This is a genomic window from Weissella cibaria KACC 11862 (genome assembly GCF_000193635.1).
GTDB lineage: Bacteria > Bacillota > Bacilli > Lactobacillales > Lactobacillaceae > Weissella > Weissella cibaria.
Genome location: NZ_AEKT01000033.1, coordinates 62,964 through 77,412 on the forward strand (window position 1 = coordinate 62,964; position 14,449 = coordinate 77,412).

The 14,449-nt window shown below is 45.2% G+C and carries 15 protein-coding genes, 1 tRNA gene and 1 other annotated feature (1 of these 17 running past the window's edge); of the genes, 14 read left to right on the plus strand and 2 right to left on the minus strand.

Features of this window, described 5'->3' with window-relative positions; all coding sequences use genetic code 11:
* The first annotated feature begins 11 nt into the window (after positions 1 to 11).
* The 7 genes from ESE_RS0107450 (at position 12) to ESE_RS0107480 (ending at position 9,695) form a co-directional block, all read left to right on the plus strand.
* Positions 12 to 692 carry a hypothetical protein gene (locus ESE_RS0107450; protein ID WP_010373472.1) on the plus strand — a complete coding sequence of 227 codons (681 nt, stop codon included), beginning with the start codon at positions 12 to 14 and terminating at the stop codon, positions 690 to 692.
* Positions 693 to 703: 11 nt separating this feature from the next.
* Positions 704 to 1,822, plus strand: coding sequence for a WxLIP family cell surface protein (locus ESE_RS0107455; RefSeq protein ID WP_010373474.1), 1,119 nt, complete (start codon positions 704 to 706; stop codon positions 1,820 to 1,822).
* Positions 1,823 to 2,126: 304 nt separating this feature from the next.
* Positions 2,127 to 2,699, plus strand: a complete 573-nt coding sequence (locus ESE_RS0107460; protein ID WP_010373477.1) for a hypothetical protein — start codon at positions 2,127 to 2,129, stop codon at positions 2,697 to 2,699.
* Positions 2,700 to 2,777: 78 nt separating this feature from the next.
* Complete coding sequence (locus ESE_RS0107465; RefSeq protein ID WP_010373483.1) at positions 2,778 to 3,878, plus strand: WxLIP family cell surface protein; 1,101 nt, start codon at positions 2,778 to 2,780, stop codon at positions 3,876 to 3,878.
* Between the two features lie 34 nt (positions 3,879 to 3,912).
* On the plus strand, positions 3,913 to 6,420 hold the full coding sequence (locus ESE_RS0107470) for a beta strand repeat-containing protein (protein WP_010373485.1): 2,508 nt from the start codon (positions 3,913 to 3,915) through the stop codon (positions 6,418 to 6,420).
* 187 nt (positions 6,421 to 6,607) lie between these two features.
* Complete coding sequence (locus ESE_RS0107475; RefSeq protein WP_010373486.1) at positions 6,608 to 8,689, plus strand: leucine-rich repeat domain-containing protein; 2,082 nt, start codon at positions 6,608 to 6,610, stop codon at positions 8,687 to 8,689.
* 244 nt (positions 8,690 to 8,933) lie between these two features.
* Entirely contained in the window at positions 8,934 to 9,695 is a 762-nt protein-coding gene (locus tag ESE_RS0107480) for a hypothetical protein (protein WP_010373488.1), read from the plus strand.
* A gap of 63 nt (positions 9,696 to 9,758) precedes the next feature.
* On the opposite strand, the gene ESE_RS0107485 is transcribed toward ESE_RS0107480, so the two are convergent.
* Positions 9,759 to 9,832 (minus strand) — tRNA-Lys (locus ESE_RS0107485).
* Between the two features lie 97 nt (positions 9,833 to 9,929).
* Between ESE_RS0107485 and ESE_RS0107490 the strand changes: the two genes are divergently transcribed.
* Positions 9,930 to 10,697 carry a hypothetical protein gene (locus ESE_RS0107490; RefSeq protein ID WP_010373489.1) on the plus strand — a complete coding sequence of 256 codons (768 nt, stop codon included), beginning with the start codon at positions 9,930 to 9,932 and terminating at the stop codon, positions 10,695 to 10,697.
* Between the two features lie 394 nt (positions 10,698 to 11,091).
* On the opposite strand, the gene trhA is transcribed toward ESE_RS0107490, so the two are convergent.
* Positions 11,092 to 11,745: a PAQR family membrane homeostasis protein TrhA gene (gene trhA / locus ESE_RS0107495; protein ID WP_010373491.1), complete on the minus strand. Its 654-nt coding sequence runs from the start codon at positions 11,743 to 11,745 to the stop codon at positions 11,092 to 11,094.
* Positions 11,746 to 11,903: 158 nt separating this feature from the next.
* Between trhA and ESE_RS0107500 the strand changes: the two genes are divergently transcribed.
* The 6 genes from ESE_RS0107500 to ESE_RS0107525 all read left to right on the plus strand — a co-directional run bounded on the left by ESE_RS0107500 (position 11,904) and on the right by ESE_RS0107525 (position 14,388).
* Entirely contained in the window at positions 11,904 to 12,518 is a 615-nt protein-coding gene (locus ESE_RS0107500) for a LysE/ArgO family amino acid transporter (protein ID WP_010373492.1), read from the plus strand.
* Positions 12,519 to 12,534: 16 nt separating this feature from the next.
* Positions 12,535 to 12,930 (plus strand): tautomerase family protein, encoded by a 396-nt coding sequence (locus ESE_RS0107505; protein ID WP_010373494.1) that lies wholly within the window; start codon positions 12,535 to 12,537, stop codon positions 12,928 to 12,930.
* Between the two features lie 137 nt (positions 12,931 to 13,067).
* Entirely contained in the window at positions 13,068 to 13,379 is a 312-nt protein-coding gene (locus ESE_RS11560) for a hypothetical protein (protein ID WP_010373496.1), read from the plus strand.
* 118 nt (positions 13,380 to 13,497) lie between these two features.
* Entirely contained in the window at positions 13,498 to 13,758 is a 261-nt protein-coding gene (locus ESE_RS0107515; protein ID WP_010373499.1) for a hypothetical protein, read from the plus strand.
* An 18-nt stretch (positions 13,759 to 13,776) separates the two neighbouring features.
* Positions 13,777 to 14,076: a hypothetical protein gene (locus ESE_RS0107520; protein ID WP_010373501.1), complete on the plus strand. Its 300-nt coding sequence runs from the start codon at positions 13,777 to 13,779 to the stop codon at positions 14,074 to 14,076.
* A gap of 48 nt (positions 14,077 to 14,124) precedes the next feature.
* Complete coding sequence (locus tag ESE_RS0107525; RefSeq protein ID WP_010373503.1) at positions 14,125 to 14,388, plus strand: hypothetical protein; 264 nt, start codon at positions 14,125 to 14,127, stop codon at positions 14,386 to 14,388.
* Positions 14,389 to 14,431: 43 nt separating this feature from the next.
* Positions 14,432 to 14,449, plus strand: a binding site (T-box leader); it runs 196 nt beyond the window's last position.

The following is a 14,449-nucleotide window of genomic DNA, read 5'->3' on the forward strand; positions in this document are numbered from 1 at the left end:
GAGGCAAAAAGATGAAGCGAACAAGTAAATACTGGCTTTTGACGCTTGCCATTGTACTTGGGTTGGCCGGCGGTGTGGTTCACGCCGACGATGATGACGGCGTACAGCAAGACAGCGCCACGACAGATATGACGGCGACTGTTAAATCTGGTGGGTTGCAACTATTAAACGTTGATACTGCGGTTGATTTTTCACGGGTTAGTTTGACCCAACTGTTTAGCAATAACAGTGCTTTGACGGCAAATAACTCGACGGCCTTAACAGATACGGATGGCTACCAATTAGCGGGTGCGGCCATTACCGGTAATATAGAAAATTACACGTCAAATGGTAACTGGCAACTAATGGCGACGTTTACTGGTTTTCGCAAAGCAACTGCGGACGCTAAGGGAAACGCCACCTATGACCCAAATGGGGCAGAGCTAAAAACGCAGATGCAACTATTTGGAGTCACGTTACCAGAAAATACCCCCACGACGTTAATTGAGGGTGGCAAGACGTACGGAATGGCCAATAAATCGGATAGTGTGATGCGGGTAACGGCGAATGCTTTCGGTGAAACTAAGCTGGCTGATTTGAACGTTGTGCCAATCGTGACGGTTTACCGGCAAATGCCTGCGTTAGGCACTTATATGGGCCAGATTAATTATGAATTGACGCAAGATGCTGGTGCAGCGGTCACTGGCGAATAGGAGTGCTTGAAATGAAACGAATGAAATTATTAATGGCACTACTTGTGACGGCATTTGTGTCATTGGCTAGTCAGACAGTTTCGGCGGATAATTCGATGAATTATGTGGTGTCACCACAGATGCCAGATAATCAAATTGATAAAACCCTCGGCTTTTATAATCTGAAAGCCAATCCAGGTGCTAGTCAAACCTTGTATGTCACGGTGCAGAACGTCGCCTCAAAGGATATCAAAATTCACATTGAGACTGGGTCGGCCGGTACTACAGCGACGGGATCGGTTGATAATGTGATGGCGGCCGACAAGGTGAAAGAGTTACCTGTAAAAATGGGTGAGCTGTTGTCTGTCGAACATCCTGATATCACGATTAAGGCAAAGACCTCTGTTGATGTGCCTGTGAAGTTTACGATGACCAAGCAAAAGGTGACAGGCTTAATTGCCGGCGGCCTACGTTTTTCAGAAGTTGATGATACATCAAGCGTGACAAACAATAATGCGATTCAAACGAAGTTGGCCTATGCCTTGGCTGTAATGGCGCGCCAAAGTGATGACTTACCAAAGCCAAAGCTTGATTTTGGTGGTGCCAAAGCCAGTCAGGTTGATGGCCAAAACGTTGTGAAGTTAACATTTAACAACGTGACGAGTACCTTTGTTAATCGCTTGGCTGTCACGGCTAGGGTAACTGATAACAAAGGTAAGACGGTTAAAAAGTTTGCCCAATCAATGATGCAAATGGCCCCAAATTCAACAATGAACTGGGCCATGCAATTACAGGGAAAAGCGTTTAAGGCTGGTACGTACCATGTTGCGACGGTTGCTTACTATTCACAGAATACCAACGGTAAATATAAGGCCGCTGATGGGACGAAGTATAATTACAAGCAGACGTTTAAATCAACGTTTACCTTGAGTGCAAATCAAGCGCAAAAGTTGAATCGAACGGATGCTGTCCAAAACGCGGCAAATCATTTACCGGTCTGGGCCTGGATTATTATTGTGCTCTTAGTCATTGTGTTTGGCTTAGTTGCCTTTATCATTTTGTGGTTCTTAAAGATGCGGAAGCCTAACTTGGCAATTTTCGTGTTACCAGCAAAATGGTGGCGCAAGATGACACATAAAGCAGAAAAGTAACGGCTAACTTAATAAATCGGTCAGTGATGTAATTGGCATCTGACATACGAGCATTTGGGAATTCTGTTAGCGCTTCCAAATGACCTTAAATTAAGGTTTCTATCGGCTTTTGAGGGTTTGGGAAAAAGTAAAATGTTTGGGGGCTTCTATTACATAATGTAAGTGGGTAAAAAGTATTCTTTTATCCATGAGAAGTTATCAAGCCAAATGATGGGAAATCAAGTTGATAACAAACTTTTAGCAATAGAGAATGGTGGGACTTGAGGAGAGACTTGTCCCAGTAGAGAGAAAAGAGGAAACGAATATGATGTTTAAGAAGACTTTGGCATCTGCTGTGCTTGGGGCTGCCGTTTTGGTTGCACCAGTTGCAGCATTTGCTGCGAATGAAACGGCTGCTTCAGATACAGCTGATGTTACTTCAGCAACGACAACTGGATCAGTTAAGTTCGAAGCTGGTCACTTGTCACTATACAATGTTAACGATGCTGTTGACTTTGGTAGTGCAAATGCCGCAGCTGTTTATGCAAGTGGCTACGATAAGACTGCCGATGACGAATCAGTGAACGTTGATGATTTCTTGGCCGATAACGGTCAATGGACGTTGAACGTTAAGCAAGGTGGCTGGGTTAAGGGTACTGATGGTACCACGGCTGGTGAGACGGCTTTGAACAACAACGCTACGTTGAAGATTGGCGAAAAGACGATCACAACTGACGGAACTGATTTAACGACAGGTAACGCAGCAAACAATGGTAAGGCCATTGACTTGGGTAAGTACTCATTGAGCGTTGCTAAGAACACTAATGTTAACGCTGGTACATACACGAACACGTTGACTTGGTCATTGTCAAACGTTGCTGGTGCCGCAACGAAGTAAAGCTTTTAAACCATCTTTGATTTCCCATCATTTGGCTTGGTAAAGAGAGAGTATTTCGTGTAAGAGGTTATATACATAATGAAAAAGATGACATGGCTAGCGTTTGCAGTCGGTGTCGGTGCTGTAACGTTGTCTGGGACAACCGTTCATGCAGCCCAGGCTGACTTAAACGTCACTCCCGTACAAGCAGCGAGTCAACGTGATAAGAGTGAGAGTTTCTTCGATCTAGTCTTGCAGCCGAACCAAAGTGAAAACTTATCCGTCAAGTTACAAAACACCACCAAGAAAGACATGGTGGTGGATGCCCAAGCGGCACCAGCATCAACTAGTAACAGTGGGATTGTCCAGTACGATAACCAAGCAAAGTTAGATCCATCGTTGGTGTACAACGTGAACAAGTTGGTGCAAGCGCCGGACAAAATTACAATTCCAGCTGGGCAAACAGTGACGTATACAGCTAAGCTAACGATGCCTGGTGCAACGTTGCCCGGGATGGTTTCCGGGGCATTGATTTTTGAGCCTGAAACGGGTGAAAAAGCAACAACCGGTCAAGGTAGTATGGGGATTGTCAATAAATTCCAATACACTGTCGGCATTTTGGCGCGTAATGAAAATCGTACATGGGAGCCTGATTTGACGTTTGCAGGGGTAGCAACGAAGAATGAGGCTGGTACGACGAACATTGCGATTAAGATGCGTAACACAACGAGCACGTATTTGAACCAATTAGCAGTTGAAGCCACGGTGACAAAAGATGGTAAAACATATGCGCGTAAGCAACGTGATATGCAAATGGCACCAAATTCGAACTTTAGCTATCTGGTACCGTTGAAGGAAAACGCAACTGCCGGTAAGTACACAATGAAAACGACGGCTTACTACGTTAAGGATAGTGCTGGGCAATACCAGGATGGTACGGGCCAACGCTATCGTTACAAGAAAACCTATACGAACGACGTAACGCTGACCAGTCAGCAAGCTAAAAAATTGAACGCTGATATTAAGCAAGCCGCTGGTGGTGTGCCAACAAGTATTATTGCTGGTATTTCAGCAATTGTTGTATTGGTCGCGGCTGTATTCGGTATGATTTTCTTGATGATGAAGCGTCGTAAGCGGGCGGATAGTCGTATGGCTGACTTGGAAGCTGAACTCGCTAAGTTAAAGGCAAATCAGAAATAAATCAATATTGAAATTGGGAAAGGGGACGATTGTCATGGTAAATGTACGCTTGAATAAGAGGCGCTTACGGGCAGTCGTCGCCTTTTTGACATTAATTGGGTTGGAATTTGGTGGCGTAGTTGGTTATGAAGCAACTATGGCGCAACCTAACCAAGTGGTGCGGGCCGATACGGCTTCGACGACGCTCTTGCAATTGGGAATTCCCAAAGCAGTTATCCAAACGATGCTCGACAATAGTCTCGAGAGTGATGACCGCACGCCGACTGCCGCGGGTGAAACAGTGAATACCTTTACGTTGGGTGATGTACAAAAGTTGAAGACGCTGTCGCTAGCAACGCGTACTAAAAATGCGGATGGCACATACACATCGAAAGCTAACAGTAATGTGGCTGATTGGCTAGGATCATTGGATTACACAGCAACGACTGGTGGCGCGTCTCCGGTTGTGACAAATGATGTCGTGCTCGGTGCCGATTATTTGTCGACGGGGCAGACAGCTGTTAGCACAATTCTTGATAAAGGTGTGCCTAAGTGGAGCGGTGGTGATCAATACTACACGCCAACCCCTATTTTGAACGTGTTGATGGCAGTAATTAATTCAGCCACAAATGCAACAACTCTTGATTTAACGGGGATGTTATCAAAGGTGCCTACGCAGAGTGCGTATAGCACCGTACACATGGCCACAATGGCTTTGGTTCAAACTAATAAACTAACAAATTTGAAGACCTTAAACTTAGGTGGCAATCGGTTAGGGTCTGATCAACAAGGTTCTGCTGCCATTGATGGCTCAGCCTACTATTTGTTCCGGTCAAATACGTTAACCTCAAATTCGGTCACAGACCTGGATTTGTCGAATAATGATTTTACAACGCTAGATGGTAATATTTTATCGGGAATTGGCTCACAAATTTCAGCATTGAATTTGGGTGGTAATAACATTACCTCGATTGACTACAATAACGGTTCGGTCTTTTCAAACGCGTCGAAATCAGATGGTGGTAGTGTTAATTTGGCAGGTAGTGAAAACCTAAACGTCTCTGGCAATACAGCTTATGTTATCGCTTCAGCCCTGAATTCCGGTGGTGCGTCGTTGACTTTGGATGATAAGACGGCCAATGATTTGGCTACGAATCAATTGGCGAGTCAAAGTGCCTGGCCAGGGGTTAGTTCAGCTGGGTTCCAGTCGATTGCACCGCAACTATCGGGTAGTACGGTGACGACGATTGTTAGTCAAAACGCAACGGCTGTGACGTCCAACGTCCTTCAAACATTGGCGACAACGAACGCCGATGCATTGAGCGCCAACACCTTAACCAGCTTGGCAGATAAAAATGCCAACGCGATTACGGCCGATGCGCTTTCATCGATTGCGGCGAATAATGCGACTGCAATCGATGATAAGGTGGTGTCATCAGTGCTAGCAAATAAGCCGACTGCGATTACGTCAGATTCGCTGTCGGCAATTGCGCAAAATAGTGCTGGGGCGTTAACCAGTAATTTGGTATCAAGCATCTTAGAAAAGCAGCCCGATGCGATTACATCAGATTCACTGTCGGCGATTGCATCAGGTAGTGCCGATGCTTTGAGCCCGGCCGTCGTATCACAGGTGGTCAATTCCAATCCAACGGCGATTACGGCGGATTCGTTGTCAGCAATTGCCAAAGGTAACGGGGCAGCCCTGAACGCAGACGTCCTTGCAACGGTCGCGAAGACGAGTCCCGATGCGATTACGTCAACTTCATTGGCAGCTGTGGCAGCGAATAATGCCGACGCATTGGATGCGACGACTTTGGCAACGATTGCTAAGACGCATCCCGACGCGATTGATGCAACCGTCATTGCGACGGTTGCCACGCAGAATCCAGCCACGTTAACGCCAGATTTGGTGACGAAATTGGCTGATGCAGGGGCATTGGATGCGACTGCTTTGAAAACCATTGCAGTTAATAATCCAGCGGCGTTAACGGGCTTGTCAGATGATGATAAGGAGAAAGTTATTGCCGCGGCTGGTGGAAGTGACAAGGTTGGTGATGTTGTCAACAATCCGACTACGGTCCCTAACTCTGAGGCCGCTAAGCCGGCGACGGATACACCGGTTGTTGCACCGCAATCAGACACGCAAGGATCAGTTGCAGTGTCTGGTGGTAACATTGGGTTTGGCCAGGTTAATCTTGGTGGTACAGATGATGTTATTACGTCACCGACAGCTATCGAAGTGGCTGGAACCATCCCCAAGTCGTGGTCACTAGCAGTATCGGCAACGGCTTGGCAAACCGCTGATGGTCAGCATCAATTCCAACCAACGTTAACCTTTGGCACAGTGCAAGACAAAGCAAATAACAAAGCGCTGGATGCCATCCAATTAACGTCCGATGGTCGTACAAAGGTATTAGTTGGTAACGCGACGGCGGCTCAAACGTTTGACGTACAAATGGGATCGATTCAGATGACGCATTTTGATGGTGCTGTTGCTGGACAAGCCTACACCGGGACAATCAATTGGCAACTCAGCAATACGCAGAGTGCCACACAACAATAATAGCAAAAGGGACATCTTGTGAATAAGGTGTCCCTTTTTGTTATCTGGGACAGATAAATATGCACCATGACAGGGGGTTCTCGGACCCGAAAAGGTCTTTTGGGGGATTTGGGACACCGTGATTAACTGACTAAAAGTAGGTTAATCTGATAGATAGGAAGATGAATTGAAAGGGGGATGTGCCGTTATGAAAAAGCGGGTCATGAGTATACTGATGTTAGCGTCAGTCGTTGGCGCAATCGGGACAAATATAGCCACATTCTCAACTTTCAGCTCGTTGTCACCTTTATCTTATGACACGGTTCATGCGGCAGATGATTACACCCAGAATCTCTTAACGGTTTATAAGATTCCAAGTGCAGTTATTCAAGCGATTATTGATAATAGTGTCGCTACCAACGGTAAGACGCCCAAAGCAAATGGTAAAACGGTTACTAATTTTACCGTGGCAGATTTCCGTGATTTAACAACGGTGTCTTTGGCTAATCGGGTAAAGGATGTTGATGGGACATATACGTCGATGACCAACGACGCGGTTGCAACGGCGATTGGGTCCGTACAAATGGTGAACGCGGGTGCGTTAGCCGATAGCAATTCACAAACGCCAACCAGTTTGGTATCGCAAAATTTCATCAGCGATAGTCGTCGGACAGATATGGTGAACTTATTAAAGAATGGTGGTTATGCGACTGATCAATGGGATCAGCAAGGTAATCGTCAGACAGTTTATACGACAGCGAATATTTGGCTTAATCAACTTGTGGCTCTGATTGCCACAAACCCTAAGTTGACCACATTAGACTTAACAGGTGCCTTTTCAAAAGTGCCTTTTGATAGTGGCTTTAGTAAAGCTGGGTTACTTATTGGTATGATGGTCAACAAATCAGCAACCTTGCAGTCGTTGGCCTTAGGGTTTAATCCGATTATTGCGAACGAGGTCCAGAGCAATGCCTGGACCTACTATAACTACGCGTTGAATTTACCTGCTCTGACTAATTTGGATTTACAATCGAATCAGTTAACAGTCCTGGATACGCAAATTTTACAGAATGTGCAAAACAATCTGGCAACGTTGAATTTAGCCGGAAATGCAATTTCGAAAATCACAACGAATGCGGAGGGCGTTTTCAACCAAGCAACGGTAGATTTGTCGAATGCTGACTTTACAAATTTAGATCCAAGTACGCACAAAATTTTGGCTTCGGCCTTGAATTCGGGTAAAGGTGGGTTGGAGCTCAGCGACACAGCCACGAATCAATTAATTACAGCGTCGATAAATGATGGTTGGAATGATGTTAATGTCAACGCGAGTGGGTTAAATAAGGTTGCAGACCAGTTGGACTCGTCGACTGTGGACAAAATTGCAACGACCAAGCCCACGTTGGTTGATGATAAGGTCATGGCGACACTAGTGACGTCAAATGCCAGCGCACTGACGGGTGATAGTGTGACGCAAATTGTGAAGGCCAACCCCAATGTTGTGGATGCGGATACGTTGACGAAACTGGCAACGAATAATCCGGCAGCCATTACGTCAGATACATTGGAACATTTGGCCAGCACAAATGCGACAGCTATTTCGCCTGATGTGATTAGTAAAGTTGGGGCAACCAACCCAGATGCGATTACATCGGGGTTGATTAATAATTTGGCTGAGGCGGGGCAACTAGATGCGGACACGTTGGCAACGATTGCCGCAACAAAACCATCTGTTGTCGCGAACTTAACACCGGAACAAAAAGAAACGATTACGAAAGTTGTTGGCGCTGATGACTTGTCAAAGGTACAAGATATTCTCGACAATCCTAATGCCAGCGCGCCAGTTGTACTAAGCAATCCAGCACCAACGACACAAGGCAAGGTCAGTGTAGACAAGACAAGCTTATCTTTTGGGACACCGAATGTCACTGATATTCAGGCAACAAGTGTGATTAAAGCTGATACCGGGCTACGTGTTACGGGTACCGTCACGAAAGGACAATCCTTGCGCTTATTAGCTAGCAAGTGGACGGCTTTGGATGGGACGAGTAGTTTTGCACCAACCTTGCAATTGACTGGCGAGGACGCTGTGAATAATCAGGGGGTTGATCAAGCAGTTGTGGCAGGTGATAGTACAGAGCTATTACGGGCGACAGCTGACAATGTTGATTTTGATGTGACGCTAGATTCGGTTGGCATGACGAATATTACGGGCGTTCAAGCTGGTAAAACGTACGCCGGTTCATTAACATGGCAGTTAAATAATCTGCCCGGTACGACAACAAATTAAGAACGTTCCTTTTTTAGGGATTTTTCGTTTGCGTTGGTGGAAAAGGGTATAATTAATGATACGTAAAGAACAGTTTATCTTTTTAGCCATCTAACCAATGGCCTGTTCCTTTACCTCATATAACCATACAGACCTGCTAGGGTGATCTCTTACTAGTAGGTCAGCGAAACCATGGGTGCTGCCCATGGTTTTTCTGTTACAATAGAAGGTAAAGATAAACAGTTAAAGAGATGAGGATCTCATAATGAGTGAAACAAAAGTAAATTTAGTTGCTTCAACTTTGACAAATAGCCTAGGGACGACGGTCATTGGACACGTTGGGGTACCAGCAGCTGTTATCAATGTGAAGTATCCAAATGGTAAATATGATACGGTTGTTTCAGACAACCAAGGTGATTTCGTGACCAAGGCGCCAGTTGGCGTAATTGATGGTGACATTTTGGTGGAGGCCCAGTTGCCTGGGGATGTTGCGTCAAAGGAAACAGTCACGTTGACGATTGATATTCCAGCGCCAGTTGTAACGGCAATTATTTCAACGCAAGACAACCAACGCTTGCTGGAAGGTCGTGTTAATCAGCCTGATGTAGATGTGACTGTTAAACTGAATGAAGAAGATGATCCGGTCTTTTTATTAGTTGATAATAGCCACGAATTCGAGTTGGTGCTACCTGAGAACACGACACCTGCACAGGTTGAAGTGATTGCGAAGAGTCGAATTACTGGCAAGACGGCGACTACCAAGGTTGGTCTAGGCGTTACGACCAAGACGCTTGTCATGCCAGCATTAACAGATGACATGATTGCTGAGTACGTTGCTAAGGAAAAGGAACAGCAGGCCGTGGCTCAGCAAGCAACGGCTGAACAGACACCACGTCCGTTTGAGCCAGCAGCGGAAACCGCGCCCGTTGATATTCCAGAAGAAGTTGTGGAAGAGGAACCAACAACTCGCCAACAAGAGAAGCCAAGCGGTATTCGTGGCTTTTTCTCAAAGTTATTTGGAAAGTAATCAAAAAACAAAAACGACATCCAGAGCGTGTGCTCTGAATGTCGTTTTTTCATTGACGGTTTATACCCCCTCAGGGATTCGAACCCTGGACCCGCGGATTAAAAGTCCGTTGCTCTAACCAGCTGAGCTAAGGAGGCGTCAATACAGTTATTATTATGCACAAGCCAGCAAAATTGTGCAAGAGGTTATGTTAGAATAGTAAAGATAAGTTTAAGAGAAGACGAGGATAACCGTATGTTTAAGGATAAACGGGTGATTGTTGCAGCCATTATGGTTTTAGCAGCGGTCGCAGTTGTATTTGCGATTGTCACGAATGGCACAAAAAGCAATGAATCAAATCGCGCTAAAGAGGCTTCTTCGACAGTGAAAAAGACGACAAAGTCATCGTCTGAAAAGACGGCTAGCGCTGCTAAGTCAGCTACCACTTCAAGTAAGCAAGCGCATGACAAGGCATCAAGCAGTTCTAGCAAGGCTTCATCTTCATCATCAAGTTCGGCGAGCGCTAGTTCAGCAAGCAGTGCTGCTGATAAGTTTGACGTTGCTGCAACTTTGAAGGGCGTCGATGGAGCGCCGGCAGTGTTGTCAACGAACGTTGGTGCAACGTCAGCCCAAGTTGTGTTAGCTGATAATGCAAATCAGGATTTTGATGCCTACACAGGTGCTTATGCGAAATCAGCGGTTGCGATTTTGAAGGCAGCTGCCAAGACGGGTAAGATGACGGACATTTATGTGGCGCGTCAAGTTAAGTTGGAAGATGGTACTGAGTTTGCGGTTGCCGGTTATTGGACGGGTGATCAATTGAAGAATGCTGGGACCTTGGCAGACAATACGTCGATGAAGGATTTGTTGCTCAATGCAAGTCGTTACTATATCGGTGGCTCGGTCTGGGGTACGTTCTCACAACAACAAAAGAATGATTACACGAATCACCAACAAGGTGGTCAAATTGGTGATAATCAAGACTTTACCAAGTGGGTCACGTCAGGTACGACGAAACAATAATATTAAAAGTCTGTGGATTTAGTCTGCAGGCTTTTTAATTTGGTGGATGGGTCGTGCTACCGCACGAGCAACAGGCTTGGGTTGGCACCTCCGACTTTGTTCAAAAACTCGGCAACCGAATGGCGCGGACGCCATTCAGCGGGGCAAATAATTCCCCCTAAAGCCTTCAGGTCTGTGTGGGCTTGCCTGAATAGCGCCGGCCATGCGGCATGTTGCCGATTTTTGAACGCTTCGGAGCCAACCCAAGCCTGTTGCGACAGCCAAGATGTTCTCTGTTAGTGTGGAGCAGATGTCGAGTAATGAATCTGTTGAACGCTGCAATTGACTCATACAAAGAAAAACGCCTCAACTATTACGAAACAGATAGTTGAGGCGTTATATTTTGATTACGTTATTAGAACAGCATGCTGAAGATTGAAACGTACATTAAGGCAGCACCACCGAGGACAAATAGGTGCCAGTAGACGTGACTCATGGGCAACTTTGGAATTAAGTATACGCCGGCACCTAATGTGTAGGTAATACCACCAGCTAATAGCAGATTAAATGCAAACGGTGTTAACGAATGGTGTAATGATGGAAAGGCTAAGATGATTAGCCAGCCCATTACAACGTAAATGAGGACCGACACCCAAGGCCAGCGCCCGACGAAGAATAGGTCGTAGACGATGCCGGCGATTGTTAGCCCAAGAATTGTGCCCCAAATTGGCCAGCCAACATTATGTGGTAAGAACAACCAAGTGTAGGGCGTGTAACTTCCCAAAATGACTAGGTAGATGCCAGAGTGATCTAGGAATTGAAATACCTTACCAGCTTTGGTGAAGACCAACGCATGAAAGAGGGTTGAAGCAAGCAGGAAAGTGATGATTGAAACCGCGTAAATCCAAAGGGCGGCCATTGTAAAACCGTCAAAGTCAGCGTGCATGCTTTCCCAAAGTAGCAATGTTGCACCAACGACGGCGGCTAATACGCCAAGTCCGTGGGTGACGGCGTTTAGTGTTTCATAGGTAATTAAGTAACGGCGATTCTCATTTGTTAAGACAGGCATGATGCACACCTCCGTGTTTTCGTTTTTTATTGTTGTAACTATCATAACGCGAACATCTAGTGTTGTAAACTAGATGAACTGAATTTTGACTTCAAATGGTTACTGACGGTCATTTTCTGTATACTGTATCGGTAGTGAAAATGTTGGGGTGAAAAATAATGATGACCTTGTTGAAAGGCATGATGATTGGTTTTGCGTTCGTTGCACCAATCGGCATGCAAAATTTGTATGTGTTTAATAACGCAATGAACAATCGCTTGCGGCGGGCGTTCTTGTACGTCCTGTTTGTGTGGATTGCTGATTCGGCGTTTTCAATGGCCGCGTTCTTCGGGATGGGGGCGTTGATTAGTTCTCATGATACGCTCAAACTAATTGTGATGCTGTTGGGGGGCTTGTTAGTAATGTGGATTGGTTACGGCATTCTACGAGGCGCCAATTCAGTGCAACTTAATACGCAGCAAAATGCTGTATCCTTGAAGAAGGCGCTGGTGACAGCGGTTATTGTGTCGTGGGCTAATCCACAAGCATTGATCGACGGTAGTTTGATGCTTGGTGCACTACGCGGAACTTTGGCAGATTCACAAGTGTGGCCGTTTATTATCGGTGTTATTATAGCGACTTTTATTTGGTTTAATGGCATCACGATTACGATGAATCTGTTAAAAGATCGGCTACCCAAACGAGTCTTGGTCTGGGTCAATATCCTTTCTGCAATCATTGTACTGGGATACGGCGTATACTTATTGGTAGAAGCAATCAGTATGTTAATTTAAGAAATGAGGCGAAAAAATGCCATTACTACGATTTGATTTATATAAGGCAGGTTGGGAAGATAAGTCACGTGTGAAGCAACTGTTGGACTTATCATACGAAGTGATGCGTGAAACGTTTGGTGCGCCTGAAGGGGACCGTTACCAAATCGTGAGCTACCATGAGCCAGAAGATTTCATTATGGCAGACACAGGGCTTGGCTTTACGCGAACGAATCAATTTATTTCTTTGTCAGTTCGTACGCGTCCACGCACAACTGAACAGAAGGAAAACTTCTATCGTGAGTTGGTGGCACGCATTCATAGCGATTTGGGGATTGATCCACAAGACGTGATGATTAATCTGGTATCAAACACGGATGAGGATTGGAGCTTTGGTTTAGGTAAGGCGCAATTCTTGACGGGTGACTTGTAAAGTTACATTGTGACTAAAATTTATTTCTGTTATAATGAATATATTAACGAAAGAGGTATCTGGCAATCGCCAGGTACCTCTTTCCTGCTTTAAGGGGATATAACGATACCGTTAACAATTAACAGGGGGATGGCATTATGGCAGAGACAAAAGAACGTTACGTGACATATGAAGAATTCAATGACTTCAAGCATCACGACTTTCAGGAAGTAAAGGATGACCTGAAAGATCTCCGCGAAGATGTCACCGAAATGCGAGCTGACTTGCGGGTTATGGATACTCGTCTGACAAACGTGGAGAAGACGCTCGAAACGTTTGCGACTAAGGACGAGATGCAGTTGATGTTCCATGACCACTCGTCAGCAAATCGAAAGGGAATGTATCGTGCACTCGGCGTAATGACGGCCGTCTTGGGCGTGTTAATGAGTATTTTGCAGTATTTAAATTAAATGTAGGGGGGCTGTTATGGCAAACAAGGAACGCTATAAGACGCAGACGACATGCAATGATTTCAAGCATCACGATTGTTGAAAAATAAATGATAGCCTCAAAGAATGGCGTACAGACATGACCGAAATTCGAGTCGAGTTGACAAAAGCGCGTGGTGAACTACGAATTTTGAATTGGCGCATGGCAAATGTAGAGAAAACACTCGAAACGTTTGCGACTAAGGAAGACATGCGAGTGATGCTGCGGGACGTCGTACAAGCTTTCCAAGCGGCCAATCGAGAGTCACGACAGAATTTTAGGAAATATATTTATCAAGCGACGGGGCTTATGACGGTGGTGTTAGGTGCGTTAATGGGATTCATACATTATTTCTATTGATTGAACTATGGGGGATCTATGACAGAGACAAAAGAACGCTACGTGACATATGAAGAATTCAATGACTTCAAGCGCCATGATTTTCAGGAAGTGAAGGATGATATCAAAGATTTACGTGGTGAGGTGAAGGAACTACGTGGCGACGTGACAGAAATTCGGATTGAATTAACAGAGTTGCGAAGTGAGATGCAAGGAAGCTTGAATGTGCTTACGCAGCGGGTAGACGGCATCGTAGCCTCATTGAATTGGTATAAGTACGTTTTTGTGCTTGTGGTATTGGTGCCATTTATTGAACGGCTAATTTCAAAATTTTTTTAGGTATTAATAAGGGAAAATATCATGTCGGTAGAGACAAGGGGGCGTTATGTGACGGATGAGAAATTTGAGGAGTTTACGGACCATGATTTTCAAGAATTAAAGCAAGGTGTCAAAGACTTACGCAATGCCGTAAGGGAAATACGGATTGATTTGAAGGAAATTCGCATCGAATTGACAGAATTACGTGGTGAGGTGAAGGCTCTGACACAACGAGTTGATGGCATCATTACCACATTAAACTGGTACAAGTACATCTTTGTACTGGTGGTTTTACTGCCGTTTATTGAGCGCTTGGTGTCACGCTTCATTTGAGCGGTATGCCTTGCTTTTCTAACTAAATAAACGTAAAATATCGTTTATAGCAATTCACTAA

Coding starts and splice junctions, on each gene's coding strand:
- ESE_RS0107470 (WP_010373485.1), top strand. CDS start 3,913: ATGGTAAATGTACGCTTGAATAAGAGGCGCTTACGGGCAGTCGTCGCC.
- ESE_RS0107480 (WP_010373488.1), top strand. CDS start 8,934: ATGAGTGAAACAAAAGTAAATTTAGTTGCTTCAACTTTGACAAATAGC.
- ESE_RS0107505 (WP_010373494.1), top strand. CDS start 12,535: ATGCCATTACTACGATTTGATTTATATAAGGCAGGTTGGGAAGATAAG.
- ESE_RS11560 (WP_010373496.1), top strand. CDS start 13,068: ATGGCAGAGACAAAAGAACGTTACGTGACATATGAAGAATTCAATGAC.
- trhA (WP_010373491.1), bottom strand. CDS start 11,745: ATGCCTGTCTTAACAAATGAGAATCGCCGTTACTTAATTACCTATGAA.
- ESE_RS0107465 (WP_010373483.1), top strand. CDS start 2,778: ATGAAAAAGATGACATGGCTAGCGTTTGCAGTCGGTGTCGGTGCTGTA.
- ESE_RS0107455 (WP_010373474.1), top strand. CDS start 704: ATGAAACGAATGAAATTATTAATGGCACTACTTGTGACGGCATTTGTG.
- ESE_RS0107460 (WP_010373477.1), top strand. CDS start 2,127: ATGATGTTTAAGAAGACTTTGGCATCTGCTGTGCTTGGGGCTGCCGTT.
- ESE_RS0107515 (WP_010373499.1), top strand. CDS start 13,498: ATGACCGAAATTCGAGTCGAGTTGACAAAAGCGCGTGGTGAACTACGA.
- ESE_RS0107450 (WP_010373472.1), top strand. CDS start 12: ATGAAGCGAACAAGTAAATACTGGCTTTTGACGCTTGCCATTGTACTT.
- ESE_RS0107520 (WP_010373501.1), top strand. CDS start 13,777: ATGACAGAGACAAAAGAACGCTACGTGACATATGAAGAATTCAATGAC.
- ESE_RS0107490 (WP_010373489.1), top strand. CDS start 9,930: ATGTTTAAGGATAAACGGGTGATTGTTGCAGCCATTATGGTTTTAGCA.
- ESE_RS0107475 (WP_010373486.1), top strand. CDS start 6,608: ATGAAAAAGCGGGTCATGAGTATACTGATGTTAGCGTCAGTCGTTGGC.
- ESE_RS0107500 (WP_010373492.1), top strand. CDS start 11,904: ATGATGACCTTGTTGAAAGGCATGATGATTGGTTTTGCGTTCGTTGCA.